The sequence below is a fragment of the Aquitalea pelogenes genome, from assembly GCF_001515305.1.
Classification (GTDB): Bacteria; Pseudomonadota; Gammaproteobacteria; order Burkholderiales; family Chromobacteriaceae; genus Aquitalea; species Aquitalea pelogenes.
In genome coordinates, this window is sequence record NZ_LNQV01000024.1 from 1 (window position 1) to 25,649 (window position 25,649).

Annotated in this window: 24 protein-coding genes and 1 pseudogene; 15 read left to right on the forward strand and 10 right to left on the reverse strand. The window is 60.6% G+C overall.

Annotation, left to right across the window (positions count from 1 at the left end; translation table 11 throughout):
• Window positions 1–230, forward strand: a 230-nt coding sequence (gene msrB, locus AWT75_RS11570) for a peptide-methionine (R)-S-oxide reductase MsrB (protein WP_082696073.1), incomplete at its 5' end; no start/stop codon positions are given.
• An 8-nt stretch (window positions 231–238) separates the two neighbouring features.
• Here the strand turns inward: msrB and AWT75_RS11575 are convergent.
• Window positions 239–1,429, reverse strand: a complete 1,191-nt coding sequence (locus tag AWT75_RS11575; RefSeq protein WP_062789235.1) for a GGDEF domain-containing protein — start codon at window positions 1,427–1,429, stop codon at window positions 239–241.
• A gap of 177 nt (window positions 1,430–1,606) precedes the next feature.
• Between AWT75_RS11575 and AWT75_RS11580 the strand changes: the two genes are divergently transcribed.
• The 3 genes from AWT75_RS11580 (at window position 1,607) to AWT75_RS11590 (ending at window position 3,164) form a co-directional block, all read left to right on the forward strand.
• The gene (locus tag AWT75_RS11580) at window positions 1,607–1,807 is read left to right on the forward strand and encodes a hypothetical protein (protein ID WP_045845315.1); all 201 of its coding nucleotides are present in this window, start codon (window positions 1,607–1,609) and stop codon (window positions 1,805–1,807) included.
• A 222-nt stretch (window positions 1,808–2,029) separates the two neighbouring features.
• Window positions 2,030–2,737: a GTP cyclohydrolase I gene (gene folE, locus AWT75_RS11585; RefSeq protein WP_045845083.1), complete on the forward strand. Its 708-nt coding sequence runs from the start codon at window positions 2,030–2,032 to the stop codon at window positions 2,735–2,737.
• A gap of 1 nt (window position 2,738) precedes the next feature.
• On the forward strand, window positions 2,739–3,164 hold the full coding sequence (locus AWT75_RS11590) for a BLUF domain-containing protein (RefSeq protein ID WP_045845084.1): 426 nt from the start codon (window positions 2,739–2,741) through the stop codon (window positions 3,162–3,164).
• 19 nt (window positions 3,165–3,183) lie between these two features.
• Here AWT75_RS11590 and AWT75_RS11595 read toward each other — a convergent pair whose 3' ends face one another.
• Both AWT75_RS11595 and AWT75_RS11600 read right to left on the reverse strand, forming a co-directional pair.
• Complete coding sequence (locus AWT75_RS11595; RefSeq protein WP_062789236.1) at window positions 3,184–4,527, reverse strand: ATP-binding protein; 1,344 nt, start codon at window positions 4,525–4,527, stop codon at window positions 3,184–3,186.
• A gap of 1 nt (window position 4,528) precedes the next feature.
• Window positions 4,529–5,215: a response regulator transcription factor gene (locus AWT75_RS11600; protein WP_045845086.1), complete on the reverse strand. Its 687-nt coding sequence runs from the start codon at window positions 5,213–5,215 to the stop codon at window positions 4,529–4,531.
• A 565-nt stretch (window positions 5,216–5,780) separates the two neighbouring features.
• Between AWT75_RS11600 and AWT75_RS11605 the strand changes: the two genes are divergently transcribed.
• The gene (locus tag AWT75_RS11605; protein WP_062789237.1) at window positions 5,781–6,491 is read left to right on the forward strand and encodes a hypothetical protein; all 711 of its coding nucleotides are present in this window, start codon (window positions 5,781–5,783) and stop codon (window positions 6,489–6,491) included.
• Between the two features lie 6 nt (window positions 6,492–6,497).
• Here AWT75_RS11605 and AWT75_RS11610 read toward each other — a convergent pair whose 3' ends face one another.
• The 5 genes and pseudogenes from AWT75_RS11610 to AWT75_RS11630 all read right to left on the reverse strand — a co-directional run bounded on the left by AWT75_RS11610 (window position 6,498) and on the right by AWT75_RS11630 (window position 14,466).
• Window positions 6,498–7,406: a LysR family transcriptional regulator gene (locus AWT75_RS11610; RefSeq protein WP_062789238.1), complete on the reverse strand. Its 909-nt coding sequence runs from the start codon at window positions 7,404–7,406 to the stop codon at window positions 6,498–6,500.
• 83 nt (window positions 7,407–7,489) lie between these two features.
• Window positions 7,490–8,296, reverse strand: coding sequence for a substrate-binding periplasmic protein (locus AWT75_RS11615; RefSeq protein WP_062789239.1), 807 nt, complete (start codon window positions 8,294–8,296; stop codon window positions 7,490–7,492).
• 16 nt (window positions 8,297–8,312) lie between these two features.
• Window positions 8,313–9,671, reverse strand: a pseudogene (gene tldD / locus AWT75_RS11620) (metalloprotease TldD); the annotation flags it as partial.
• Window positions 9,672–9,769: 98 nt separating this feature from the next.
• On the reverse strand, window positions 9,770–10,576 hold the full coding sequence (locus tag AWT75_RS11625; RefSeq protein WP_062789240.1) for a carbon-nitrogen hydrolase family protein: 807 nt from the start codon (window positions 10,574–10,576) through the stop codon (window positions 9,770–9,772).
• Entirely contained in the window at window positions 10,573–14,466 is a 3,894-nt protein-coding gene (locus AWT75_RS11630; protein WP_062789241.1) for a YhdP family protein, read from the reverse strand. Before AWT75_RS11630 ends, AWT75_RS11625 begins: the two co-directional genes overlap by 4 nt.
• Before the next feature lie 59 nt (window positions 14,467–14,525).
• On the opposite strand from AWT75_RS11630, the gene glnE reads away from it, so the two are divergent.
• The 6 genes from glnE to AWT75_RS11660 all read left to right on the forward strand — a co-directional run bounded on the left by glnE (window position 14,526) and on the right by AWT75_RS11660 (window position 20,942).
• Window positions 14,526–17,207 (forward strand): bifunctional [glutamate--ammonia ligase]-adenylyl-L-tyrosine phosphorylase/[glutamate--ammonia-ligase] adenylyltransferase, encoded by a 2,682-nt coding sequence (glnE, locus tag AWT75_RS11635; protein ID WP_062789242.1) that lies wholly within the window; start codon window positions 14,526–14,528, stop codon window positions 17,205–17,207.
• Window positions 17,208–17,294: 87 nt separating this feature from the next.
• On the forward strand, window positions 17,295–18,218 hold the full coding sequence (locus AWT75_RS11640) for a branched-chain amino acid transaminase (protein ID WP_082696076.1): 924 nt from the start codon (window positions 17,295–17,297) through the stop codon (window positions 18,216–18,218).
• A 50-nt stretch (window positions 18,219–18,268) separates the two neighbouring features.
• The gene (locus AWT75_RS11645; protein ID WP_045845093.1) at window positions 18,269–18,469 is read left to right on the forward strand and encodes a zinc-finger domain-containing protein; all 201 of its coding nucleotides are present in this window, start codon (window positions 18,269–18,271) and stop codon (window positions 18,467–18,469) included.
• A gap of 129 nt (window positions 18,470–18,598) precedes the next feature.
• On the forward strand, window positions 18,599–19,651 hold the full coding sequence (waaF, locus tag AWT75_RS11650) for a lipopolysaccharide heptosyltransferase II (RefSeq protein WP_062789243.1): 1,053 nt from the start codon (window positions 18,599–18,601) through the stop codon (window positions 19,649–19,651).
• Window positions 19,652–19,659: 8 nt separating this feature from the next.
• Window positions 19,660–20,250 (forward strand): TetR/AcrR family transcriptional regulator, encoded by a 591-nt coding sequence (locus tag AWT75_RS11655; RefSeq protein ID WP_045845094.1) that lies wholly within the window; start codon window positions 19,660–19,662, stop codon window positions 20,248–20,250.
• A 95-nt stretch (window positions 20,251–20,345) separates the two neighbouring features.
• Window positions 20,346–20,942: a hypothetical protein gene (locus tag AWT75_RS11660; RefSeq protein WP_062789244.1), complete on the forward strand. Its 597-nt coding sequence runs from the start codon at window positions 20,346–20,348 to the stop codon at window positions 20,940–20,942.
• Window positions 20,943–21,019: 77 nt separating this feature from the next.
• Here AWT75_RS11660 and AWT75_RS11665 read toward each other — a convergent pair whose 3' ends face one another.
• Both AWT75_RS11665 and AWT75_RS21290 read right to left on the reverse strand, forming a co-directional pair.
• Window positions 21,020–21,667, reverse strand: coding sequence for a tetratricopeptide repeat protein (locus AWT75_RS11665; RefSeq protein WP_045845096.1), 648 nt, complete (start codon window positions 21,665–21,667; stop codon window positions 21,020–21,022).
• A 90-nt stretch (window positions 21,668–21,757) separates the two neighbouring features.
• Complete coding sequence (locus AWT75_RS21290) at window positions 21,758–21,949, reverse strand: putative motility protein (RefSeq protein ID WP_131359417.1); 192 nt, start codon at window positions 21,947–21,949, stop codon at window positions 21,758–21,760.
• A 118-nt stretch (window positions 21,950–22,067) separates the two neighbouring features.
• On the opposite strand from AWT75_RS21290, the gene trxB reads away from it, so the two are divergent.
• The 4 genes from trxB to AWT75_RS11685 all read left to right on the forward strand — a co-directional run bounded on the left by trxB (window position 22,068) and on the right by AWT75_RS11685 (window position 25,646).
• Complete coding sequence (gene trxB / locus AWT75_RS11670) at window positions 22,068–23,021, forward strand: thioredoxin-disulfide reductase (protein ID WP_062789245.1); 954 nt, start codon at window positions 22,068–22,070, stop codon at window positions 23,019–23,021.
• A gap of 75 nt (window positions 23,022–23,096) precedes the next feature.
• Window positions 23,097–23,657 carry a Smr/MutS family protein gene (locus AWT75_RS11675; protein ID WP_082696074.1) on the forward strand — a complete coding sequence of 187 codons (561 nt, stop codon included), beginning with the start codon at window positions 23,097–23,099 and terminating at the stop codon, window positions 23,655–23,657.
• A gap of 82 nt (window positions 23,658–23,739) precedes the next feature.
• The gene (locus AWT75_RS11680) at window positions 23,740–24,192 is read left to right on the forward strand and encodes a peroxiredoxin (protein ID WP_062789246.1); all 453 of its coding nucleotides are present in this window, start codon (window positions 23,740–23,742) and stop codon (window positions 24,190–24,192) included.
• 50 nt (window positions 24,193–24,242) lie between these two features.
• On the forward strand, window positions 24,243–25,646 hold the full coding sequence (locus AWT75_RS11685) for a PhoH family protein (protein ID WP_062789247.1): 1,404 nt from the start codon (window positions 24,243–24,245) through the stop codon (window positions 25,644–25,646).
• Window positions 25,647–25,649 lie beyond the last annotated feature (3 nt).

A 25,649-nucleotide genomic window follows, 5' to 3' on the forward strand; every position in this document is an offset into this window, starting at 1 on the left:
ACTCGGATACCAAGTTTGATGCAGGCTGCGGCTGGCCCAGTTTCTGGGCAGAAGCTGCCGGCGAGCGCATCAAGCGCCTGCGCGACACCTCGCACGGCATGATCCGGGTGGAAGTACGTTGCGCCAGCTGCGACGCCCACCTGGGCCATGTCTTCCCGGACGGACCGGAACCCACCGGTGAACGTTACTGCATCAACTCGGTCTGCCTGAGCTTCAAGCCTGCCGATTGATAGCCAAGTCAGGCCAGGGCCGTGTTTGAAACAGCGCTCTGGCTGATTTGCACCCGGTTGCGGCCGGTGTTTTTGGCTTGATAAAGCGCCTGGTCGGCCCGGCGGCATAGCTGATCGAAGCTCTCGCCACCCTGCCAGGCAGCCACACCGATACTGATGCTGTAGCGACACTCACCAAACCGGCTGCTCACCGGCCGCTGCTGGGCATGCAGACGCAGCCGCTCTGCCACCAGCCAGGCAGCTTCAATTGGGGTATCCGGCAGCAGGACGGCAAACTCCTCCCCCCCCAGCCGTCCCAGTGCATCATGGCTGCGCAAGTGACCACGCACCATCTCGGCAAAAGCACACAGTACTTCGTCACCAGCAGCATGGCCAAAGGTGTCATTGATGCTCTTGAAGTGGTCCAGGTCGATCAGCAGCAACACCAGTGGCCGGCGGTTAGCCGCCGCTTGGAGGATCAATTGCTGACCGGTGGCAAACAGATGCTTGCGTGACAGCGCACCGGTCATGAAATCACGATTGGCCGCATCTTCGGCTTGCGTTTGCAGCGACTCATGCAGCATCAGCACCGCCGCCATGGACAGGGCCGGCATGATGGCGGCTCCCAGGCACAGCAGGATGATGTTCCAGCCACTGGCCAGCATGATGCTGGTAGGCACCGGATGCAGTTGGTAAAAATAGATGGCACGCACGACCTGCGTCACCGCCAGCAGGCAGGACAGGCCAGTGAGCAAACGATAATGGACACTGCTGCGGTGACCGCGATAATGCGACACCATCAACCATGCCGTTGCCAGACACACCAGCGCGGCATAAATGGAAATGGCCATCACCCGCATGGGCAGGCTGTTATCGACATAGCGCCAGTAAGTCACGCCCAGCACTTGCAGAATCGCCCCGCCAAGCAACAGGCGCCAGCGCGGCGGCCGACCCAGGAAAGAGGCGCAGCCGGCATAGTACATGGCCAGGGACAAGGCCTGAACGCCATTGGCCACTACAATGGAAATGCTGTCCGGCACCATGCCGCGCAAGCCAAGCAAAGGCAGATAGATGACAACCGCACAATTGGCCACCAGCCACTGCCAGACCCCGGGCAGGCCGCTACGCCGCAGCGAAGCAAACGCCATGCACAGCGCCATGCTCAGCAATTCGGTGGTCAGGAAGATCGGTGCCAGCACCAGTGTGGGGTCGATAGTCATCAAATGGATTAGTGTGCCAACATCTGCCGCCCTGGTGGCACGGGACGCCGCCGAAGCAGGATACAATCCAGCTTTATACCAAAAATGACAGCTGACAGCAGCATTTAAAACAAATATTCACATTCAGACGGCATGCGGGCACAATCCGTACAACACATGCCACGTGCAGGCCATGCCATGCCCCCGACAGCAGATTCAGCAAGCAAACGCGTCCATTGCCTGGATTGCCAGCACTACCATATCAGCCATGATGTCCGCTTTCCTTACGCCTGCCGCGCACTGAAGATCAAGAGCAAGCGCCAGCCCTGCCAGGATGTGCTGGAGGCTTCCGGCCAGCCCTGCCTGTACCGGCAACAGAAAACCGCCAGCAAGCCTTGAAAGGTGACGGCTACGTCTCCATTTGACTATGCTGATTCCGGTTTTCCTTTTCCCTGCCCTTGCTGCGCATTACCATGCATGACCAAGGAAGATCACCGGCAGCAAACCTGCGCCGTTTGCCACATACATCAGGGATTAACAGCGGCTGGTGCCGGGCCCATCCTACGACCACAGTCGGTACCGGGACCGTGCCAGCCATCTAAGATAAAGGCCAAAGCCACCATGAGCAAAACGGATTCCAACGCCAACACCCCAGACAGCGTTTCTTCCCGCATACGCTATCGTTTGCAGAATGCCGGCGTGCGCTTTCACGCCAACGACAATATTGCCGACTTCATCAAGGACGATGAGCTGGACCTGCTGCAACAGGAAGTGGCAGAGAAAATGCAGGGCGTGCTGGAAAGCCTGGTGATTGACACGGTAAACGACCACAACACGCAGGACACCGCCCGTCGCGTGGCCAAGATGTTCGTGCGTGAAGTGTTTCGCGGTCGCTATGTGGCCAGCCCGCCCAATACCGAATTCCCGAATATCGAACAGCTCAACGAGCTGATGATTGTCGGCCCCATCACCGTGCGCAGTGCCTGCTCGCATCACCTGTGCCCCATCATGGGCCGGGTATGGGTGGGGGTGATGCCGAACGAACACTCCAATCTGATCGGCCTGTCCAAATACGCCCGCCTGATTGACTGGGTGATGACCCGCCCGCAAATCCAGGAAGAAGCAGTGATGCAGATTGCCGACCTGCTGATGGACAAGCTGCAACCGGATGGCCTGGCCATTGTCATGGAAGCGGATCACTTCTGCATGCACTGGCGTGGCGTGAAGGACAACAACTCCAAGATGACCAACAGCGTGATGCGCGGCTCCTTCCTGCGCGACGCCAATCTGCGCCGGGAATTCCTGTCGCTGATGCACAGAGGAAACTGACATGCTCGTTCGCCTGATTTATGCCAGCCGCAGTGCCACCCCCATCACCAGTGAACTGGTACGACAGATTCTGGATGCTGCACACCAGCACAATACCGAACGCGGCATTACCGGTGTGCTGTGTTATGGGGACGGTGTGTTCGTACAGGCACTGGAAGGCGGGCGTGCCGAAGTGAACGCCCTGTACCAGCAGATTTGCCGCGACAACCGGCATCACGATGTCACGCTGCTGACCTACGAAGAAATCGACCAGCGCGAATTTGCCTGCTGGTCGATGGCTCAGGCACCGCTGGACAAGAAAAATGCCGCCTTGCTGCTGCGGCATTCATCCAGCCCGGTGCTGGACCCCTTCCGCCTCAGCGGCCAGACCACCAGCCGTTTGCTCAGCGAACTGGGCAACTCCGGCGGACTGCGCTCCAAAGGCTGATCCGCAACAGGTAGCGGACCTAGCAGTCCGCTACTGCCAGCGGCAGGGTGATGCTGACACACAGCCCGCCCTGCGGCAGATTACTGGCGCGAATCCTGCCCTGATGGGTGTGCACGATACGTTGCGCCATGGCCAGGCCCAGGCCGTAGCCTCCCGGCTGGCTGTTTTGCTCGCTGCGGAAAAAAGGCTCGAAGATGGTTTCCAGTTCGTGCTCCGGCACACCAGGGCCACAGTCACTCACCTCGATGCTGACCTCGTTTTCTGTGCGTCTCACCGCCAGCGACACCGCACTACCCTTGCGCGTATGGTGAATGGCGTTGCGGATGACATTCTCCAGCGCACGGGACAGCAATTCCGGCTGCATCATCACCTCGGCCATATCACATTGCAGCAGTACGATGCTGCAATCGTTGGCCTGCGCCTCGAACTCGGCATCCGGAATCAATTCTTCCAGCACAAAGTCGAGCGGCAACCGTTCCGGCGGATGCTGCGCGCCCTCGGCATCCAGCCTGGCCAATGCCAGCACCTCTCCCACCAGGGTATCCATGCGGCCGGATTCGCGCTCGATGCGCCCCAGCCATGTTTCCAGCTGATCCGGCTGCTGGCGCGCCAGATCAATGGCAGCATTCAGCCTGGCCAGCGGCGAGCGCAATTCGTGCGAAACATCATGAAACAGGCGACGCTGACCGATGATCAGCTGCTTGAGCCGCTTGGCCAGACTGTCAAAATCACGGCCCAGATCGGCCAGCTCGTCACGCCGCCCCCCCATCTTGCCAGCCAGATTGACATCCATCTCGCCCTTGGCCACCGACTGGAACGCTTCACTCATCAGGTGAATCGGCTTGGACAGATAACGCGCCAGAATGGCACCAAACAGCAAACTGGCCAGCAAGGCTGCGAAAATCGGTACCAATGGCACTGGACCAGGCTCTTCCGGTGGACGTCCCGGCATGCCAGGTGGCTGACCGGGACGTCCTTCAGGCGGCGGTCCCGGTGGCAACAGCACCAGCCGGTAGTGCGTGCCATCGGCCAGGCTGACTTCCCTTGCCGGACGGTGATTGAACAGTTCCGGCCCAGGCGCGGCGCGCCCCAACAATTCATGCCCCTGATCATCCAGAATGTACAGATAATCACGGCCACGCGATTTCATGCCCTCCAGCTGCTGGCGCAAGCCGGCAGGGCCTTCATGACGCAGCAAGGCCGCGGCCATGTCCAGCACCGTCCCGTCCATCGGGTGATGCTGTTCAATGGCCGCCGCCGTTTCGCTGCGGTGCTTGAACCAGAAAACCGCCCCCACGCCGACCACGGTGCAGATTTGCGCCAGCCATAGTATGAGGAACAACTTCCAGAACAAGCGTCCCATCTCAGGCCTTGATGAACTGGTAACCGCGGCGGACCACGGTCTGGATGCAGATACGGCCCGGCGCAACCCGCGCCAGCTTCTGGCGAATGCTGCTCATGTGCACGTCGACACTGCGGTCGAAGCGTGCCAGCGGCCGTCCCAAGGCCTGCTTGGACAGGATATCCTTGCCGACCGGCTGGCCTGCATTGCGCACCAGCAGCTCCAGCAAGCTGTATTCGGTGCTAGTGAGTTCCAGCACGGTGTCACCCCATTGCGCCCGGCGCTCGCCCGGCCACATGGTGAGGGGGCCTTCACGCAGCATGTCTATTTCGTGCGCAGGCTGTGCCTGATTGCCGATGCGGCGCAGGATGGCACGTATGCGGGCCAGCAGTTCGCGTGGCGTGCAGGGCTTGGGAACATAGTCATCCGCGCCCAATTCCAGACCCAGCACCCGGTCGGTATCGTCGCCACGGGCGGTGAGCATCAGGATGGGCAGCATGCTGTGCTCGCGCACCCGGCGCAGCACCTCCACGCCGCTGATGCCGGGCATCATCACGTCCAGCACCATCAGGTCAAACTGCCCTGACAGCGCCTGCACCACGGCACTGGTGCCATCGCTCACCTTGTGCACCTCACACGCCTCACGCTCCAGATAGCTACCCAGCATGTCGGCCAACTCAATATCGTCATCCACCAGCAGTATTCGCATTTTCCATCCTGATTATTCTGTCGCCCCCCTCTCCCGGAGGCTTTCGGCAGACATGATCCACATCACGACACGGCGCGGGTGAAGTTTTACCGCCATTTACACCGCTTGATGGCGCTTTACGCCGGGCTAACCGTTATTAACAGTACAAGCGCGCATCATGCATGACGGTAGCCGCTTGCTTGCCCTGCCCGGGTCCCTCTCTCATCTGCGGCGGCTACCACCCTTTGCAGCGGCAGAAATTGCCTGCCTGCCGGACAAAAACGCCGGCAAGTCACTGTAAGCCATGGATTCAGGACACATCTGCAGCACGCTGCCCAGGCTGTGGCGGCAATTATTTCCGCCACCACTTCCAGGGAAACAACGCAATCAGGCGCAACCTTAGCAGAATGCCGACGCTTTTCCGCACGCCCCCACATTCGCTAACATTTCCTAACATTTATTTACGTCTTTACCGTTATTTACTGGCCTGGAACTTGCCTGATACCCGGCATCGCGCCCGCCTGCAGCTATTGGGCATGACTGGCGACAGCGCACCGCTCACGCACTCGGATCAGGAGCCATCATCATGAGCATCTCGGGCATCAGCAGCAGCACTTCCATTTACGGGCTCACCAGCAGCCAGTCCTCCGGCAGTACCTCCGGCACCGGCGAAACCCGTCACCATGGCAAACACCGTGGCAGCGGTAACGACGCCTTCATGCAAAGCGTGGAGCAGGCATTGAGCCAACTGGGCATCACCCTGCAAGCGCCGACCAGCAGCAGTGCCAGCAGCAGCAACACGAATGGCAACAGCAATAGCGCACTTGCCAGCCTGCAAGCCCCTCCGCCGCCACCGCCGGATGACGATGGGGACGACGACAGCGTCAGCAGCACGGGCAGCACGCAAAACCCCAGACAGGCCATGCACACTTTCATGCACGACCTGTTTGCCGCGTTGAAGTCCAGCAGCAATAGCGATAGCAGCAGTGACAGCAGCACGGCCAGCACTTCCACTTATGGCAATGCGGAAAGCCAGTTGCAAAGCCTGATTCAGCAGCTATCCAGTGGCACGTCCAGCAATTCCGGCACCTTGAGCACCCTGCAGAACGACTTCAACAATCTGCTCTCCAGCGTGCAGGGCAGCAGCAGTACCAGCGCCAGTGACTCCAGCACCTCCGGCGGCAGCACTTCGGCCAATCTGCAATCCTTCCTCAGTGCACTGCTGCAAAACCTGCAAAACAGCCAGACCAACCAGTATGCATCTTCTGTAGGCAGCCTGATCAGCACCCAGGGCTAAGCGGCCTTACGGCAGCGCCGCAACATGGTGTTGCAGGCGCTGCTGCAGGAATTCGCGCAGGCGCACCACCAGCGGCGACAGCATCATCCGGTGCGGGCATACCAGATAGAGGGGGGCCCGCTCGGTCTGGTATTCCGGCAGCAAGGCCTGCAAGGTGCCTGCCCGCAGATCGTCCATCACATCCAGCCTGGACTTGTAGGCAATACCAAGCCCGGCCAGTGCCCAACGACGCACGATCTCCCCGTCGTCGCTCTTGAACCGTCCATCCACCGGCACACTGACCCACTCCCCCTGATGGCCAAAGCGCCAGCGCTCGTGCAAGGCATCACCCAGCACGAAACGCAGGCAGGCATGCGCGGACAGGTCTTCGGGTTTGAGCGGATGGCCATGACGGGCCAGGTAGTCCGGTGCAGCACACAGCACGCGACGGTTATCCGGCAGCAAGGGCAGCGCCACCAGGCTGGAATCTTCAGGTACGCCATAGCGCAAGGCCAGATCCACCGGCATGCGGTACAAATCGGCCAGCCGGTCACTGATATGCAGTTGCAAGCGTACGGCGGGGTGCTCGGCCAGAAACTCATCCAGCCACGGGCGTAGCCGTTGCCGGCCAATATCGGAAGGCATGGACAGGCTGAGCAGCCCTTGCAGCGCCTCCCTGCCGGCAGCCAATGCCTGGGCACCCGCCTGCAAGGCTTCCAGCGCCACCGTGGCATGTGCCAGATAACGCTCTCCGTCAGCAGTCAGCCGCAGGCTGCGGGTGGAGCGCACCAACAGACGACAGCCCAGCTCTTGCTCCAGACGCTTGAGTGCTGCACTGGCCACCGCCGGGCTGATATCCAGCGCGCGCGCAGCGGCAGACAGGCTGCCCAGCTGCGCGGTTTGCAGCAGAATCTGCACATCCTCCAGCCTGACCATGCATCCCCCGGAAAAATTCAGAATCAAACACCGCACGCAGCGGGCTGCCCGCCCGGCAACGGCCCGGACAGCCTGAAGCAGGTTCAGGGCAGAAAGGATTTCATATTGTATTTCTGCACCAGCTGCTGGTAAGCAGCACTCTGGCGGAAACGGCGCAGCGCATCCACATAAGCGTCTATCCGCCCGGTCGGCATGGCCTTGCGGGAAAAACCAAGATAGAAATCCCCGATCAGCCAGTGCGGCTGACGCAGGGCCACCACCTGGGAGGACAAGCCAGGCATGGCCAATTCCAGCGACTGCAGTGAAGTACCATAAGCCACGGCAATGTCGATACGCCCGGCCAGCAGCTTGGAAAACACTTCTTCCTTGGAGCTGGCATTCATGTCGATCTTCCAGCACTTCTGCATGGCATCCTGCACGGTCTGCCCATAGAAATAATTGCTGGCCGCGGCCATGCGAAACCCGGCATAACGGCAGGGGTCATGGCTGTCGGGAAAGCGCTGCTGCTGGTTGCGACGGACAAACAGGCCGGCATATTGCCGGTGCTGGATGGCTGCCGGCAGGAACACCGCGTAGCGTTCACGCTCCGCCGTGCGGGCCAGATAACTCAGCGCATCCACCTGCCCCAGCTCCAAGCTGCGCAAGGCGCGTTGCCAGGGCATGGGCTTGTAAATCACATGCCAGCCCAGCCGTGTGGCCACCTGGTCGATTTCTTCCAGATGAAAGCCACCATGGGCCTTGCCATCCCCCTGCACATACTCAAAGGGATGGTTGTCAGACTCCTCGACGGCGACGACAAAATCCTGGCCCAGGGCAACGCCGCTGGCGCACAAGCCAGTCAGCAGCAGCAACAGGCAAACGCAGGCCTGTACGGCCTTACTGTGCCTCATGACAGAAAAATTCCGCTCAGCCCGCCGTTCCGCCCACGGTCAGGCCGCCATCGATGCGCAAGGTGGGCTGCCCCACGCCCACCGGCACGCTCTGACCTTCCTTGCCGCAGACGCCCACACCCTGATCCAGCGCCATGTCGTTACCGATCATGGAAACATGGCCCAGCACATCCGGCCCGTTACCGATCAGCGTAGCGCCCTTGACCGGATAGGTGAGCTTGCCGTTTTCGATACGCCAGGCTTCCGAAGCGGAAAACACGAACTTGCCGCTGGTGATGTCCACCTGACCACCACCAAAATTGGCGGCATACAGGCCGTCCTTCACCGAGGCGATGATCTCTGCCGGGTCATGCTGGCCACCCAGCATGTAGGTGTTGGTCATGCGCGGCATCGGGATATGCGCATAGGACTCGCGCCGGCCATTGCCGGTGGGAGCCACCTGCATCAGCCGGGCATTCATGGCGTCCTGCATATAGCCCTTGAGGATACCGTCCTCGATCAGCACGGTACGGTTGGTCTGGTTGCCTTCGTCGTCAATGGCCAGCGAACCGCGACGGCCATCCAGCGTGCCGTCATCCACCACGGTCACGCCCGGAGCAGCCACACGCTGACCCAGTTTGCCGGAGAATGCCGAGGTACCCTTGCGGTTGAAGTCGCCCTCAAGGCCATGGCCAATGGCTTCATGCAGCAACACGCCAGGCCAGCCGGAGCCCAGCACCACGGTCATTTGCCCGGCAGGTGCCGGACGTGCCTCCAGATTGATCAGGGCCTGATCCACCGCCTGACGCACATATTGTTCCACCAGTGCATCGTCAAAGCGGGTCAGGTCGAAACGGCCACCGCCGCCGCCAGAACCCTGCTCGCGCCGGCCGTTGTGTTCCACGATCACATGCACCGACAGCCGCACCAGCGGACGCACATCGGCAGCACGCACGCCGTCATGGCGGGCCACGTACACCACATCGTATTCAGAGGCAACGCCGGCCATCACCTGCAACACGCGCGGATCCATGGCACGGGCCAGTTTTTCCACCTTTTCCAGCAAGGCCACCTTGGCTGCAGCTTCCAGGCTGTAACACGGGTCGATGGCCGGATAAAGGTCACGCGCGCGCTGCGGCGACTGGCGGCCGGCACTGCCATCCCCACCGGCCAGACCGATGGCACGGACCGCATCAGCGGCGCGGGTAATGGCATCCACTCCGATATCATCGGAATAGGCAAAGGCTGTCTTGTCGCCTGCCACCGCCCGCACGCCCACACCCTGATCGATGCTGAAACTGCCGGATTTGACAATGCCCTCCTCCAGGCTCCAGCCCTCGCTGCGGGTGTACTGGAAATAGAGGTCGGCGTAATCCACGGCATGCTGGCGCATGCGGGAGAAGGTTTTTTCGATCACGGACTCATCCACGCCAAAAGGCGAGAGCAGCAGTTGATCGGCAATGGTGAAAGCGTCTTGCATGGTGGGTCTTTCTGTCAAAGCACGCGGTGCGCCAGCGCGGGCAGGCCGCTACGCACCGATTGCAGCAATGCGGGGTCGAGTTCGGCCAGCACGACACCTTCGCCGCTGGCCTGTTGCGCCAGAATGCGCCCCCAGGGATCGATAATCATGGATTGGCCATGGGTCTTGCGGCCATTCTCGTGGGTCCCCCCCTGGCCGGAGGCAATCACGAAGCACTGGTTTTCAATGGCGCGGGCTCGCATCAGCACCTCCCAGTGGGCTTCGCCGGTGGTGGCCGTGAAGGCGGCGGGCAGTATCATCACGTCAAACGGCGCAAGCTTGCGGAAAAGCTCGGGAAAGCGCAAATCGTAACAAATGCCGCAGGCAACTTCTGCCAGCCCGATATCCACCTTTACCGGCTCCTGTCCGGCAACAATGCTGTCCGACTCGCAATAGCGCTCGCCATTACCGGTATAGCCAAACAGATGGATCTTGTCGTAGCGGGCCTGCACCACGCCATCGGGGTCGAACACCAGCGTGGTGTTGAATACCTTGCCTGCTTCGGGGCTCTGCAGCGGAATGGTACCGGCTGCCAGCCACACCCTGTTGTCACGCGCCATCGCGGCCAGGGCCGTCTGCAAGGGGCCACTGCCCATTTCCTCGCAGATGGCTACCTTGTCGCCATCTTTTCTGCCCATCAGGCAAAAATATTCCGGCAGCACCACAAAAGCCGCTCCGGCGGCAGCGGCCTTGGCCACCAGCGCTGCGGCACGGGCCAGATTGGCTGCCACATCGGTACCGGACACCATCTGCACGGCAGCTGCTATAAATTTCTGTTTCATGGCGTGATGATCCGCTTGCTGTTTCTCAAAGGTTCCACTGCCCGTTTCTCCACCTTGGGGTTGGCAAAGGAACCGGTCAGGTCGTACTCGACCGACAAAATCTTGCCGACCGGATCTTGGAATACTTTCTGTGCCGCCAGTGCTGCCACACCCACCACGGGGTTGAGCAGTGCTGCACCCGCAGCCAGCGCCACGCTCTCGGCCAGATGGGGCTGTACCTTGATGTGGACATCCTGGGTTTCGCTGGCCAGGTTCACCTGCCCGCTGAGGAAGACATCCGCTGCTGGCCCTTTCAGGTGCACATTATCAGAAACGAATACACCCTTGCTGATACGGGCATCGCCGGTAATGGAGTCAAAGGCAAAGCCGTCACTGAACACATCAGTGAAATCCAGCTTCACCCGCCGGGTAAGCGACTGCAGGCTCAACACCCCGAGCAGACGGGCTGCACCCGGGTCCACCTTGGCAAAGCGGCCGTTCTTCAAAGACAGGGTCATGTCCCCGGACAGCTGTTTGACACTGAGATCGAACAAGCCGCCCGGCCAGCGCATATTGCCCGCCAGCGTACCCTCGCCCTTGCGGAAAGTGTCCTGCAAGCCCACACGGGCCAGCAGTTTGCCTACATCGGTACTGTCTACCCGGTAACGGGCATCCACTTCCTTGCCATCCTCGCTGCGCCGCACCCGGACACTGCCCTGCAAACTGCCTTCGGCCGCATCCAGCCGCAAGGGATTGAGCAACCAGTCACGCCCTTCGCGACGCGCCCGCACATCCAGCTTGCCCACCGAGCGGTTCTGGTACACCAGATCGCCCACATGGATATCCAGTGCCGGCCAGTCGCCCTTGTCCGACATCGTGTTGTCTCCATCCGCCGCACTGCCTTTTTCCGGCGGATTGAGCAGCGCATAAGCCAGATTGGCGCGCAGCAGGCCGTTTCCTTCCGGCAAGTATTCAATATTGCCACTCATTTCATGCGCCCGCACATCCAGCGACCAGCCGTGGCGAATCCGCCGGTTGCCAAGGCTGGCCGTCACCTTGTGCAGACTGCCAGCCCAGCTGTCCAGCTGCGCTGTTTCCAGATCAATCTGCAAAGGCAGGTCAATCTGCAAGGACTTGCCCGCAGTTGCCGCATTGCCATGCAAACCGGAAGGCCCGGCAATGGCATCCACCCAGGCGGGCAAATCCACCTTCGGCGCAGCCAGACGCAATAACAAGCCTTCATCCGGTTGCTTGCCCACCGGGCGACCGGAGGCAATTACCCCGGTTTTCAGATTGCCGTGCTCATCCAGCAACAGGCTGCCGCTGGCCACGGTGCCGACATCCAGGTCCAGCCGTACCGGCTGCTGCGCCGTCTTGCCAGGCGTCACCCGCAATGACAGCGGCAGCACGTCCGCCGCCTGCTTGCCAGCCGGAGCCGGGGCCAGAATGTTGACGCCCTGCAAGCCGGACTGCACCGTCAGGTTCTCCAACCCTTTTTGCACCGCAAACTGGATGCCGAACGGCGCATGACCACTGACGTAAGGGGCCAGCACCGGCAGATAGCGGTCCAGCGCCTGCTTGCTGTCGGCCTCGCCACGGATATCAAAATTCATGCGTCCGGCCGCTGTACTGGCTGCCTTCAATACAAAGGCTCCGCCCAGCGCCTTGAATGCCACACCACTGGATTCCACTCCATGTTCGGTAAAGGTCAGCGTGCCTTGCGCCTGCGACAGCGGCGGAATCGGCAGCGTCCGGAAACCCAGCTGATTGCCGGACAGCAGGATGTCGCCACGCACCTTGGGCGTTTCATGACCCGAGAGAGGAATACCCAGCTTGAGATTGAGCGCGGCATTGCCGCCAGCTTGCAGATTGCCGGTAAAGCCATCCAGCCAGCCGTCCACCGGACTGGCAGTAGTGAACTTCAACATGCTGGCCAGCTGCCCTTGCGCCCGCCCTTGCACCGTCAGCACCGGCTGGGTGGCACCCAGGTTGTCTATGCCAACCTGAACGGCAGACAAAGGCACACCCAGCGTGCTGGCGGAACGGGCGGCAATCAGCATTTTTTCGTTATGGAAACCCAGATCGGCCTGAATGTTGTCGATGGTGGGCCAGCCTTTTTCATACAGCAGCTTGCCCTGCTCCACCTTGGCATCCACGCTGAACTGCCCGCCCTTGCCACCGGCAAAGGGGAAGTCGGCCAGATCGCCTTTCAGAATCATGCGCACATCACGGGCGGTACCGCCCAGCAAGGCCTGCTTCAACCAGCGCAGGGTATCCTCTCCCACCGCATGCGGCAGATAGGCCGGCACCCGTTCAGCCGCCACCTGATCCACACTGGCGGTGAAGTCCACCACGCCGGGGCCGCTTTCACCGTGGTGATAATGGCCGCCAAACCGCCCCGTCAGGTCGGCATTGGCAAAACTGACATCCTGAAAATCGACATCGGTTTGCTTGCCCTGGTTTTTCCAGTCCACGCGGGCATTGAGCCGGTCAAAATTCAGCAGCTGCGGAAACACCACCGGATAATTCAGCGTGGCATGACGGCTATCCAGTTGCAGGCTGCCGCCCTGCTCGCCAAAACGCAGTGAGCCACTGACACCGCTGATACCCGGTACCGAGGCAAAGGCCTGCCAGGCCAGGGAATCAAAACGGGTGGCCACCGTATATTGACGCGGCGACTGCAGCGGCCCGGTCCAGCCTAGCGACAGGTTTTTCAGCTGGCCGCTGGGTGCAAAGCGGGAGAACAGCGAATTGCCATCCCCGCCCAGCGCACGGATGAACGGCGTCAGATGGGCCACATTGACATTATCCAGCGTCAACTGGCCATGCCCTTGCTCGCCCGGCAACCAGTCGCCACGAATACTGGAATTGTCGAAAGCCAGCCCGCTGGAGCTGGCCAGGGTCAGATTGGATGCATTGATGACATACGCCCCCTTGGCCGAGCGTTCCAGCTGCAACTTGCCGCTGATCACAGGCAGAACCAGGGTGTGGGCATCCCGCGGGGTATAGGCGGCATTGTGAATGCTGACATCGGCCTGCAAGCTGTTGATATGGCCGTCGGAAAAATCAGCCTCCAGCGTGCCACTGCCCTCGCCACGATTCACCAGACCGACTTTTTCCATATAGCGCGACAACATGCCGGCCTGCGCGCCATTGAGCCGCACCCGCGCATTACCCGACCAGTCGCGCCACTGGCTGAAATCATTGCCACGCCAGGTCAGTTCCATGTCAAAGCCTTTGCCCAGCGTCACCACCGGCCGACCGGAAAGCGTCAGGCGGTGGCCCAGCAAGGTCTTGCCCAGGACCAGCTGGCCGCCTTGCAAGTCCAGCCGTGGCAGGCCGAACATTTTGTCTTCCCAACTGATATGCGCCTGGCTGATTTCAATACGGCGCTGGCGCAACAGCCAGTTGGCGGAGGGCTTGCTCCCGGCAGCTTCCGGCCGCGCCGGACTGGCCGACAAGTCAAAACCGTTGAGCAGGATGTGACCATCGACATTGCGCACCAGCGCCACACTGGGCCCCTGGATCACAATGCTGGAAAACAGTGGTTGCCAGGACAATAGCGACAACCAGGAAGGCAGCACCGTCACCTGTTGCAAGGTCAGCGCATCGCCGCTCACCGGGTTGGCAATGCGCAGCCCGCCCAGTTGCAGCTGCGGAGCCATGTCCTGCCATAGCCACTGTCCGGACAGGGCGGCAATGCTGACCTGCCGCCCGCTGGCTTCGGACAGGCTGTGTTCCAGCTGCGGGCGAAACTGCTCCAGCCGGGGCAGAAACCACCAGTTGAACACGGAAAATGCGCTGCCGATCATCAGGATTGCCAGCACCAGCAACAGGCCGGCGATGCGCAGGACTCTGCGCAGCAAGCGGATGACGTGGATTCTGGCAAGCAGATACAGGGGCTTTTCCAAATGAGCTAAACCGATACAATGAAGTGTTATCAGGACCAACCAGCGAGTGCAGCGCCATTATGCCAGCAAACCCGGAGCATGCCATTGCCCAGAGCCGTGCCTTTTCACTTTATCTGGACCGTCTGCTGACGGCACGGCCAGAGCAACTGGCGTTATTGCAAGCACGCCTGCTGCATCCGTTTGATGCTGCCGAAATGGCAGGCTTTGCACCGTGGGACACACTGGACAGCCCGGAAGACATGAGCGCCGCCCTGCGACGGCTGCGCCAGGCGGTGATGGCCCGGCTGATCACCCGGGACCATAACGGGCTGGCCAGCCTCGACGAAGTGGTCAGCACCATCAGCCAACTGGCCGAATTTGCCGTTCAGCAGTCACTGGCTTCAGCCTGTCGCGCCTTGCCGCAATACGGCCAGCCCATTGGCGAGGACAGCGGGGAAGTCCAGCAACTCATCGTCATCGGCATGGGCAAGCTGGGTGGTGGCGAGCTGAATGTATCGTCCGACATCGACCTGATCTTCATCTACCCCGAAGGCGGCGAAACCAGTGGCCCGCGCAAGATCAGCAATCACGAATACTTCAGTCAGGTCGGCAAGCGCATCATCAGCCTGATCAACGATGTCACTCTGGACGGCCAGGTATTCCGCGTCGACATGCGGCTGCGCCCGTATGGCGATTCCGGCCCGCTGGTGATGAGCTTCCCGGCGCTGGAAAACTACCTGCTCACCCAGGGCCGGGAATGGGAACGCTACGCCTGGATCAAGGCCAAGGCACTGACCGGCGATGTGGCCGGCCTCGCTGACATGGTGCGTCCCTTTGTCTATCGCAAGTATCTGGATTACAACGCCTACGGTGCCATGCGCGAGCTGCACGCCCAGATCCGCCGCGAAGTAGCCCGGCGCGACATGGCCGACAACATCAAGCTGGGGCCGGGCGGCATCCGCGAGGTGGAATTCATCGCCCAGGTGTTCCAGCTGATTCGCGGTGGCCGCGACAAAACCCTGCAACTGCGCAGCACCCGCGCCACGCTGGACCGGCTGGCCGAATTGCGCCTGCTGGAACCGGCCGCCGTGGCCGAGCTGCAAGAAGCCTATGCCTTCCTGCGTAATCTGGAACATCGCCTGCAATACCTGGACGACCAGCAGACCCAAACCCTGCCCGCCAGCGAAGAAAACCAGATCAAGATTGCCCACAGCATGGGCTATCAGAACTGGCCCGCCTTCCTGGACGCGCTCAACACCGAACGGCGCAAGGTGACGCGTCACTTCGAGCAGGTTTTCATCCTGCCCACCGAAACCGCGCCGGACCATCCGCTGTCCTGCCTGTGGAATGACATTGGCGAACAAGACCCCTCCCCCCAGCTCACCACCCTGGGGTTTGACGATGTGCCCGGTGTCACCGGGCAGTTGCGTGCACTGGCACAAAGCCAGCGTTACCAGCAGATTCCGCTGGCGGGCCGCAAAAAATTCGATGCACTGATGCCGCCCCTGATCGAGGTATCCACCCACTTTCCCAATCCGTCAGCCACCCTGTCGCGCATCATCGGGCTGATGGAAGCCATCAGTCGACGCGCGTCCTACCTGGCCCTGCTCACCGAATACCCGCAAACCCTGCAACGGCTCGCCACCTTGTGCTCGGCCAGCGCCTGGGTATCCACCTACCTGACGCGCCACCCCATCTTGCTGGACGAACTGCTGGATGCCCGCGTGCTGTACGCGACGCCCGACTGGCCTACGCTCGCTGCCCAGCTGGAGCAGCAAATGCAGCAATCCGACGGCGACATCGAAGCCAAGATGGATACCCTGCGTCACTTCCAGCACGCCCAGGCTTTCCGCCTGGTGGCACAGGACATTGCCGGCATGTGGACGGTGGAAGCCCTGTCCGACCAGCTGTCCATGTTGGCCGACACCGTGCTGGATGCCACGCTGCGCCACGCCTGGCGCGACATTCCCAGCCGCCATACCGATACACCGTGCTTTGCCATCATTGGTTACGGCAAGCTGGGTGGCAAGGAGCTGGGCTACGCCTCGGATCTGGACATCATCTTCCTCTACGACGACGAACACCCGGACGCCACCGAGCTTTACTCGCGCCTGGCACGCAAGATGTCCACCTGGCTGACCAGCGCCACCAGTGCCGGCATCTTGTACGACATCGACCTGCGCCTGCGCCCCAATGGCGCCAGCGGCCTCCTGGTCAGCTCGCTGCAGGCCTTCCGCAACTATCAGGAAAAACAAGCCTGGGTATGGGAGCACCAGGCACTGACCCGCGCCCGTTACGTCGCCGGCGACAGCACCATCGGCAACGGTTTTGAAACGATACGTCACGATGTACTCACCCTGCAGCGAGACCACGACACCCTGCGTAGCGAAGTGCTTGGCATGCGCCAGCGCATGCTGGAAAGCCACCCGCCACACGAGCACGACGTCAAACATGCGCGCGGCGGCATCATCGACATCGAATTCATCGTGCAATACCTGATTCTGGCCCATGCCCGCCAGCTGCCGGCATTCACCGGCAATACCGGCAATATTGCCCTGCTGGCGGTGGCAGCCGAGGCCGGGCTGGTGAGTCACACGCTGGCCGAACAGGGCCGCAGCGCCTACCGCTACTACCGCAAACTGCAGCATGCGGCACGACTGAACGAAAGCAGCAAGGTGGAAGTCAACGACACACTGCGCCAGCACTACCAGCAAACCCAGGCGCTGTGGCTACAGGTTTTTGGCGCAGACAGCCTGACCTGACCGGGTTTTTCACCGGTGACGGTTCACAACGGCAACACTGGCGGTATAATCGCCTGCTAACAAAACACAATGACGGAGAGCTCCAAGATGTCGATGGCAGATCGTGACGGATTCATCTGGTATGACGGCAAACTGGTTGACTGGCGCGATGCCACCACCCACGTACTGACCCACACCCTGCATTACGGCATGGGCGTGTTTGAAGGCGTGCGCGCTTACGAAACCCCCAAGGGCCCGGCCATTTTCCGCCTGCAGGATCACACCGACCGCCTGTTCCGCTCCGCCAAGATCCTGGGCATGAACCTGCCCTTCAGCAAGGACGAGATCAACCAGGCCCATCTGGACGTGGTGAAAGCCAACAAGCTGTCCTCCTGCTACTTCCGCCCGATGGCCTTCTACGGCTCGGGCAAACTGGGCGTGGCACCGAAAAAAGACGATGTGCAAGTCATCGTGGCTGCATGGCCGTGGGGTGCCTACCTGGGTGAAGAAGGCCTGGAAAAAGGCATCCGCGTGAAGACATCCTCCTTCACCCGTCATCATGTCAACATCACCATGTGCAAGGCCAAGGCCAACGGCAACTACATGAACTCCATCCTCGCCAACAACGAGGCCACGGCAGACGGCTATGACGAAGCCCTGCTGCTGGACGTGGACGGTTTCGTGGCAGAAGGCTCGGGCGAGAACATCTTCATCGTGCGCAAGGGCAAGCTCTACACCCCGGACCTCACCTCCGCACTGGAAGGCATCACCCGCGACACCGTGGTGCAGATTGCCCAGGAGCAAGGCCTGGAAATCATTGAAAAGCGCATCACCCGCGACGAAGTCTACAGCGCCGACGAAGCCTTCTTCACCGGTACTGCCGCCGAAGTCACCCCGATCCGCGAACTGGATCGCCGTGCCATCGGCGAAGGCATGCGCGGCCCGATCACCGCAGCCATCCAGCAAAAGTACTTCAATATCGTGAAGGGTCTGGATGCCGAACACGAACACTGGCTGACCTACGTCAAGTAAACACACCCAAGCAGCAAGGGCCGGCGCTGCCGGCCTGACAAGGAAAGACAATGGCTGAACTCAAAGAAAATACCCGTCGCGTCATCGAAGTCACCGCGAAGGACCTGCCCCTGCACTGCCCGATGCCGGACATGGTGGCATGGAATTCCCACCCGCGCGTTTTCCTGCCGGTACACAAAACCGGTGAAGCACTGTGCCCCTACTGTGGTACCCAGTACAAGCTGGTTGGCCCGGTCGGACACCACCACTAAGCCCAGGCCTGGCCGACGGCATGCGAAAGGTGCGGGCTTCCGCACCTTTTTCGCTTGCCCGCTCACCAAATCAACGCCAGCTTGCTGCACCCAGCCCCAGGCTGCGCTGATTTGGAAGCGGAACCCTTCATGAAGAAAAAAATACTGGTCATCGGCCCCTCGTGGGTTGGCGACAGCGTCATGGCCCAGCCTCTTTACCAGCGGCTGCACCAGCGCCACCCTGGCCTGGAACTGCATGTATTTGCCCCGGCCTGGACTCTTCCCCTGCTAGCACGCATGCCGGAAGTAGCCAAAGCACACCTCAACCCTTTCGGCCACGGTGCACTGCGCTTGCGCGAACGCTGGGAAACCGCCCGCAAGCTCAAGGCCGAAGGCTTCGATCAGGCCATCGTACTGCCCAACTCGATCAAATCGGCCCTGATTCCCTTCTTTGCCGGCATACCGCTACGCACCGGCTTTATTGGCGAATCACGCTACTGGATACTCAACGACACCCGCGAACTGGACGAGCAGGAACTGCCCATGATGGTGGAGCGCTTCTGCGCGCTGGCCGAGGAGCGCAACACCTCCTTGCCTCGCCCCATCGACCATCCGGCACTGGTCACCAATCCGCAAAGCCAGCTGGAAACTGCCCGTCGCCTGCAACTGGACACCAGCCGCCCGATTGTCGCTTTCTGCCCGGGTGCAGAATACGGCCCGGCCAAACGCTGGCCGGCCCGCCATTTTGCCGAACTGGCCAAGCGTTTTGCCGCTGCCGGCTTTGCCGTCTGGCTGTTCGGCTCGGGCAAGGACAAGGAAATCGGCGATGACATCGCCCGCCTGGCCGAGGGCACAGCCACCAATCTGTGCGGCAGCACCGGGCTGGAGGAAGCCATCGACCTGATGGGCCTGACCCGGCTTGCCGTCTGCAACGACTCCGGCCTGATGCACGTAGCGGCCGCCCTTGGCAAACCGCTGGTTGCGCTGTACGGCTCCTCCAGCCCGGACTTCACTCCCCCGCTGTCGGATCAGGCAGCGGTAGTCAGCCTCAATCTGGACTGCAGCCCCTGCTTCGAACGCAAGTGTCCCTACCAGCACACCAACTGTCTGGAACAACTGGGCCCGGACCTGGCATGGCAGGCTGCACAACGTTTTCTGCCCGAACTGGGCAAGACCACCATTCAACTGACCCGTAGTACATAGGCTGAACCATGAGCGCACAAGACAAGAACAATCAGCCCGAGGAAAACAGCCGCCGCATGGAACTGGTGCGGGCTGCTGCCAAACTGTTTCGCGACCAGGGCTACGAACGCACTACCGTGCGCGACCTGGGCAATGCGGTGGGCCTGCAATCGGGCAGCCTGTTTTATCACTTCCGTACCAAGGAAGAAATCCTGGTGGCCGTCATGGCGCTGGGCATCACCGCCACCACCGAGCAACTGAGCGAAGCCATTGCCCGCGCCCGCAGCCCGCGCGACAAGCTGTCCGCCCTGTTTCATGTTCATCTGAATTCGCTGCTGGGTGATAACCAGGCTGCCCTGGAAGTGATGCTGTACGAATGGCGCAGTGTCTCTGCCGCGGCAAAACCCGGCCTGATCGTGCTGCGCGACCGCTACGAGGCACTATGGCAAGAAGTACTGGACGAAGCCGCTGCAGCCGGGTTGGTCAAGCAGGATACCCGCCTGCTGCGCCGCACCCTGCTGGGCAGCCTGCACTGGTCGGTGCAGTGGTACAAGTCCGAGGGCGAACTGAGTGTGGATGCACTGGCGGAACGCATGCTGGCATTGGTACTGTTGAAGTAATCACACACTTCAGGCCCGGCCTGGTGATTTATCAGCAAACCCTGGACAATTTGTTCTAAAATCACAGAGTTAGCCCATTCAACAGGAGTTGCGCCATGGACAGCATCTCTCGCCTGCAAAGCAGCAGTGCCAGCACCACGGCCAGCCTGTTGCAGCAGAGCCGCAACAGTCGCGCAGCCAGCACCAGCCAGGCCACGGAAGACAGCAGCAGTTCGGCATCCACCCGTAACGAAAGCACTACGCAACAGCTGCAAGCCAGCGGCAGCAGCCAGCAAGCGGTCGTCAGCACACCTTCCCGGCAAAGCCAGAACCGCTTCCAGATCGAACAGGCGCTGGCAAGCCAGCTGACATCCAGCCAGGCCACCAGCGTCAGCACTGACAGCACGCGTACCGTGAATGCCAGCCGAGCCAGCAGTGAATCGGACAGTACCGCCAGCAGCACCTCGGCAGCAGCCGTCAGCAACCGCAGCCGCCAAACCACGGCCAGCAGCAATCGCAACGGCGAGCGCAGCAGTAACGACAGCAATGCCACTGCGAGCAGCCAGTCCGCTCCGGTTCGCAATCAGGCACAGCAGACGCTGGAAAACCAGAAGAACAGCGGCCAGATTGCCGTCGCGCAGTATCAGAGCAACCAGTCCCTGCTGGAGAGCTCTACTCAGGCCAGCAGCCGCCGGGTCAGCGAACAGGCCTGAACTGTCCGCCATTCAGATTGATACAAAAAAGAGTACAAGGGTCTGTTCCCTTGTACTCTTTTTTAATTTCGGTTCGGCTATCTGACACCATGCTCTGCGGCCAGTGCCCTGGCTTTCAGCAAACCCGCCTGATCTCCCTGCTGTCCGGCAAGCGCATACCAGCGCACGGCCTCTCGCCAGTCTTCCTTCAGCCCCAGTCCATGCTCGTACTGGCTGGCCAGCAAATACTGCGCCCCTACATCGCCCTGCTCTGCCGCCGCCCGATACCAGCGCGCTGCACGGCCATAGTCCTGTGGCGCCCCTCGGCCAAGGTAATACTGCGTGGCCACGCTCACCTGCGCATCCCGGTGCCCCTGCCTGGCTGCCGCCTCAAACAGGCGCGTCGCCTGTTGCAGGTCACGCGGCAAGCCATCGCCACTTTCATATACCTGGCCCAGCACAAACTGGGCTGAAGACAGCTGCGCGTCCACCGCCTTTTGCAACCACTTCAAGGCCAGCTCGCGATTGCGCGGCACGCCCTCACCACGCCAGTACAGCATGGCCAGATCATATTGCGCCACCCTGTCGCCTCGCTCGGCTCCCGCCTTGAACATGGCAAAAGCAGCGGCATAGTCTCCGGACTGATAACTGGACCATCCGGGCAATGGCGGCGGCGTCCCAGCGACCGCAATGACAGGCAAGAGCAACACGCACAGCAGCAGGGAATAACTTTTTCCGGGATTCATATGCCACCTCCTGCTGATTGGTCGTGACGACAGTGCATTTCTTACAGGCGTAAAAAAAGCGGCATGCGCCGCTTTTCCAATCAGGCCTGCTCAGGCCCGTACATCAATGCTTTGTCCCAGATGGGCCGGATTCGATGCCTGGCTGATTTGCGTGCCGGTATCGCTGGCACCCTGCACCAGCGACAGTACCGACTGGCCTTCGGCCTGCAGTGATTTTTTCAGGGCGAACACCTGAGTGGCCGATGAAACATTCTGTCCGCTTACTTGACTTATTCCGTCCATGCCCCCACCTCCGCACTCATTACACGATTTAACAAGTCCAGTTTAGACCGCATGCGCCATTCTGTCATGGCAAAGCTGCTAAAATGACTGTTCAACGACCTAAAACAGGAACAACACGATGAGCAACACCCGTCACAGCCCCCTCCTGATCCTTGGTTCCGGTCCTGCTGGCTACACCGCCGCCGTTTACGCAGCACGTGCCAACCTCAAACCGGTGCTGATTACCGGCCTGGCACAAGGTGGCCAACTGATGACCACCACCGAAGTGGACAACTGGCCTGCCGATGCCAGCGGCGTGATGGGCCCGGAACTGATGCAGCGTTTCCAGCAACATGCCGAACGCTTTGGCACCGAAATGATCTTCGATCATATCCACACCACTCACCTGAATGAAAAGCCGATCCGCCTGGTTGGTGACGCAGGTGAATACACCTGCGACGCGCTCATCATTGCCACCGGTGCGTCTGCCAAATACCTGGGTCTGCCGTCCGAGCAGGCTTTTGCCGGCAAGGGCGTGTCCGCCTGCGCCACTTGCGATGGCTTCTTCTATCGCAATCAGGATGTTGCCGTGGTTGGTGGCGGCAATACCGCCGTGGAAGAGGCACTGTACCTGGCCAATATCGCCAAGCATGTCACGCTGATTCACCGTCGCGACAGCTTCCGTGCCGAAAAGATCATGATCGACAAGCTGATGTCGCGCGTGGCCGAAGGCAAGATCACCCTGAAGCTGAATGCCAACCTGGATGAAGTACTGGGCGACGACAGCGGCGTTACCGGTGCCCGCCTGAAATTCAATGACGGCAGCACCGAAGACATCAAGCTGATGGGTGTGTTCATCGCCATCGGTCACCAGCCCAATACCGACATTTTCAAGGGACAGCTGGAAATGGATGCCACCGGCTACCTGATCACCCGTGGCGGCCGCGAAGGCAATGCCACCCTGACCAGCGTGGATGGCGTGTTTGCCGCCGGTGACGTGCAGGACCACATCTACCGTCAAGCCGTGACCAGCGCAGCCTCCGGTTGCCAGGCAGCACTGGATGCAGAACGCTATCTGGACAGCCTGAAGTAATATCTTGAAGGCCTTCAAGGATACATTGAAGGAACTCCGCCGGCAGGGGCGTCTGCGTGACACCCCTGCGCGCCGGTGTCTGTCCCTGCTCCGCCACCCGAACCTGACTTCAAGCAGCTGTTCAGCGATGTCAAACCGCTGAAATGCCAGCCGCGTCATATCCCTCAGCACAAGAAACCCAGCCCTCACCCGCGTCATCGCCACGGTCAGCATGCCCTGTCACACCAGGCCGAAATGGACATGTTGCGCCACATGACAGGCCTGTTCGAGCCGCAAGACAGCCTGGTGCAGTTCTCCCGCCCCGGCATGCCCAGCCAGACGCTCAAGCGTTTGCGCAATGGCCACTGGCCGATTGCCTGCCAGCTGGATCTGCACGGCATGGACCGTTATCAGGCGCAGGATGCTCTGGCCCTGTTCCTGCACCGTGCGCGACACCGCGGACCCTGCTTGCGCATCATCCACGGCAAGGGCTTTGGCTCCAATGGCCAGCCGGTACTGAAAAAGCTGGTGCGCACCTGGCTGAGTCACCATCCGGAAGTACTGGCTTTCTGCCAGGCCAATGAAACCATGGGTGGGGAAGGTGCGCTGCTGGTGCTGATACGACGTGGTCATCAGCCGGAAAGCGGTTCAGAATAAGGATGACAACAGTCAGAAATTTCCGCTAAGCTCAAAGCAAGGCGGTTGTATTCCCACCCACCACCACCGTCAGGAGTCTTGCATGTCAGGCACACCCTGCCCCGACTTCACCCTGCCCGGCACCGCCGGCACCACCTTTTCTCTTTCCGCTGCGCCCAAGCCGCTGGTGATCTACTTCTACCCCAAGGACAACACCCCGGGCTGCACCAACGAAACAATGGATTTCCGTGACCTGCACGCCCAGTTTGCCGCTGCCGGCGTCAGCATTGTCGGCATCTCGCGTGACAGCATCAAATCGCATGAAAACTTCAAGGCCAAGCTGGAATTGCCGTTTGAATTGCTGTCCGATGCGGAAGAAACCGTTTGTACCCTGTTTGACGTCATCAAAATGAAAAACATGTACGGCAAACAGGTAAGAGGCATCGAGCGCAGCACCTTCGTGATCGATGCCGCTGGCGTGATCGTGCGCGAATGGCGCAAAGTGAAAGTGCCCGGTCATGCTGCTGAAGTTCTTGCCTTTGTAAACACTCTCTAACGCAGTGCCCCGGTCTGCCGACCGGGCTCTGCATCGCCAAGGGGTCCATCATGGTAAGCCGTAAGAAAAGCAAAACCACCAAGCTGTTCGTTCTGGACACCAATGTATTGCTGCACGACCCTACCAGTTTGTACCGCTTCGAAGAGCATGATGTTTTCATTCCCATCATCACGCTGGAGGAGCTGGACGCCCACAAGAGCGGCATGTCGGAAGTGGCGCGCAATGCCCGCCAGACCAGCCGCTTTCTGGACGATATTGTCAGCGGATGTGAAAACAAGATCGAAGCCGGCATCACGCTGAAAAATGCCAGTCGTGATGCCGCCACCGGCAAGCTGATCCTGCAAACCCAGGCCATTCACAGCGTACTGCCCGCCTCACTGCCCGTGGGCAAGGCTGATAACCAGATCCTCGGCATCGTGATGGCCCTCAAGGAGCTCTATCCCGAGCGCTCGGTCATCCTGGTCTCCAAGGACATCAACATGCGCATCAAGGCCCGCGCGCTGGGCCTGGATGCCGAAGACTACTTCAACGACAAGGTGCTGCAGGATTCCGACCTGCTATATACCGGCACCCGTGAAATCGACGAAACATTCTGGGAGCGCAATGGCAAGGACATGAAGTCCTGGCAGGAACAAGGCCGCAGCTTTTACCAGGTCAAGGGGCAGGATGTTCCCAATCTGCTGATCAACCAGATGCTGTGGCAGGAAGGCCCGCAGCCTTTGCAGGCGCGCGTGGTGAAGGTGGAAGGCAAGACTGCCGTCATCCAGACCCTGAAGGACTACAGCCACCACAAAAACAATGTGTGGGGCATTACCGCGCGCAACCGGGAACAGAACTTCGCGCTGAACCTGCTGATGGACCCCGAGGTGGACTTCATCACCCTGCTGGGTCAGGCCGGTACCGGCAAAACCCTGCTCACCCTCGCTGCCGGCCTTGCCATGACGCTGGAACAAAAGCTGTACTCGGAAATCATCATGACCCGCGTCACCGTGCCGGTAGGTGAAGACATCGGCTTTTTGCCGGGCACGGAAGAGGAAAAAATGGCGCCGTGGATGGGCGCGCTGGAAGACAACCTGGACGTGCTGAACAAGAGCGACGACGACGGCGGCGACTGGGGCCGTGCCGCCACCCGCGACCTGGTGCGCTCGCGCATCAAGGTGAAGTCGCTCAACTTCATGCGTGGCCGTACCTTCCTCAACAAATACCTGATCATCGACGAAGCGCAAAACCTGACGCCCAAGCAGATGAAGACACTGATCACTCGTGCAGGTCCGGGAACCAAGGTAGTCTGCCTGGGTAATATTTCGCAAATCGACACGCCCTACCTGACTGAAGGCAGTTCCGGCCTCACCTATGTGGTGGACCGCTTCAAGGGTTGGGAACATTCCGGCCATATCACCCTGCAACGCGGGGAACGTTCACGACTGGCAGACCATGCCGGAGAGGTACTCTGATTC

What these genes read in the sequence shown, in the direction of transcription:
- AWT75_RS11575 (WP_062789235.1), bottom strand. Translation starts at nt 1,429, where the DNA reads ATGACTATCGACCCCACACTGGTGCTGGCACCGATCTTCCTGACCACC.
- AWT75_RS11580 (WP_045845315.1), top strand. Translation starts at nt 1,607, where the DNA reads ATGCCCCCGACAGCAGATTCAGCAAGCAAACGCGTCCATTGCCTGGAT.
- folE (WP_045845083.1), top strand. Translation starts at nt 2,030, where the DNA reads ATGAGCAAAACGGATTCCAACGCCAACACCCCAGACAGCGTTTCTTCC.
- AWT75_RS11590 (WP_045845084.1), top strand. Translation starts at nt 2,739, where the DNA reads ATGCTCGTTCGCCTGATTTATGCCAGCCGCAGTGCCACCCCCATCACC.
- AWT75_RS11595 (WP_062789236.1), bottom strand. Translation starts at nt 4,527, where the DNA reads ATGGGACGCTTGTTCTGGAAGTTGTTCCTCATACTATGGCTGGCGCAA.
- AWT75_RS11600 (WP_045845086.1), bottom strand. Translation starts at nt 5,215, where the DNA reads ATGCGAATACTGCTGGTGGATGACGATATTGAGTTGGCCGACATGCTG.
- AWT75_RS11605 (WP_062789237.1), top strand. Translation starts at nt 5,781, where the DNA reads ATGAGCATCTCGGGCATCAGCAGCAGCACTTCCATTTACGGGCTCACC.
- AWT75_RS11610 (WP_062789238.1), bottom strand. Translation starts at nt 7,406, where the DNA reads ATGGTCAGGCTGGAGGATGTGCAGATTCTGCTGCAAACCGCGCAGCTG.
- AWT75_RS11615 (WP_062789239.1), bottom strand. Translation starts at nt 8,296, where the DNA reads ATGAGGCACAGTAAGGCCGTACAGGCCTGCGTTTGCCTGTTGCTGCTG.
- AWT75_RS11625 (WP_062789240.1), bottom strand. Translation starts at nt 10,576, where the DNA reads ATGAAACAGAAATTTATAGCAGCTGCCGTGCAGATGGTGTCCGGTACC.
- glnE (WP_062789242.1), top strand. Translation starts at nt 14,526, where the DNA reads ATGCCAGCAAACCCGGAGCATGCCATTGCCCAGAGCCGTGCCTTTTCA.
- AWT75_RS11640 (WP_082696076.1), top strand. Translation starts at nt 17,295, where the DNA reads ATGTCGATGGCAGATCGTGACGGATTCATCTGGTATGACGGCAAACTG.
- AWT75_RS11645 (WP_045845093.1), top strand. Translation starts at nt 18,269, where the DNA reads ATGGCTGAACTCAAAGAAAATACCCGTCGCGTCATCGAAGTCACCGCG.
- waaF (WP_062789243.1), top strand. Translation starts at nt 18,599, where the DNA reads ATGAAGAAAAAAATACTGGTCATCGGCCCCTCGTGGGTTGGCGACAGC.
- AWT75_RS11655 (WP_045845094.1), top strand. Translation starts at nt 19,660, where the DNA reads ATGAGCGCACAAGACAAGAACAATCAGCCCGAGGAAAACAGCCGCCGC.
- AWT75_RS11660 (WP_062789244.1), top strand. Translation starts at nt 20,346, where the DNA reads ATGGACAGCATCTCTCGCCTGCAAAGCAGCAGTGCCAGCACCACGGCC.
- AWT75_RS11665 (WP_045845096.1), bottom strand. Translation starts at nt 21,667, where the DNA reads ATGAATCCCGGAAAAAGTTATTCCCTGCTGCTGTGCGTGTTGCTCTTG.
- AWT75_RS21290 (WP_131359417.1), bottom strand. Translation starts at nt 21,949, where the DNA reads ATGGACGGAATAAGTCAAGTAAGCGGACAGAATGTTTCATCGGCCACT.
- trxB (WP_062789245.1), top strand. Translation starts at nt 22,068, where the DNA reads ATGAGCAACACCCGTCACAGCCCCCTCCTGATCCTTGGTTCCGGTCCT.
- AWT75_RS11680 (WP_062789246.1), top strand. Translation starts at nt 23,740, where the DNA reads ATGTCAGGCACACCCTGCCCCGACTTCACCCTGCCCGGCACCGCCGGC.
- AWT75_RS11685 (WP_062789247.1), top strand. Translation starts at nt 24,243, where the DNA reads ATGGTAAGCCGTAAGAAAAGCAAAACCACCAAGCTGTTCGTTCTGGAC.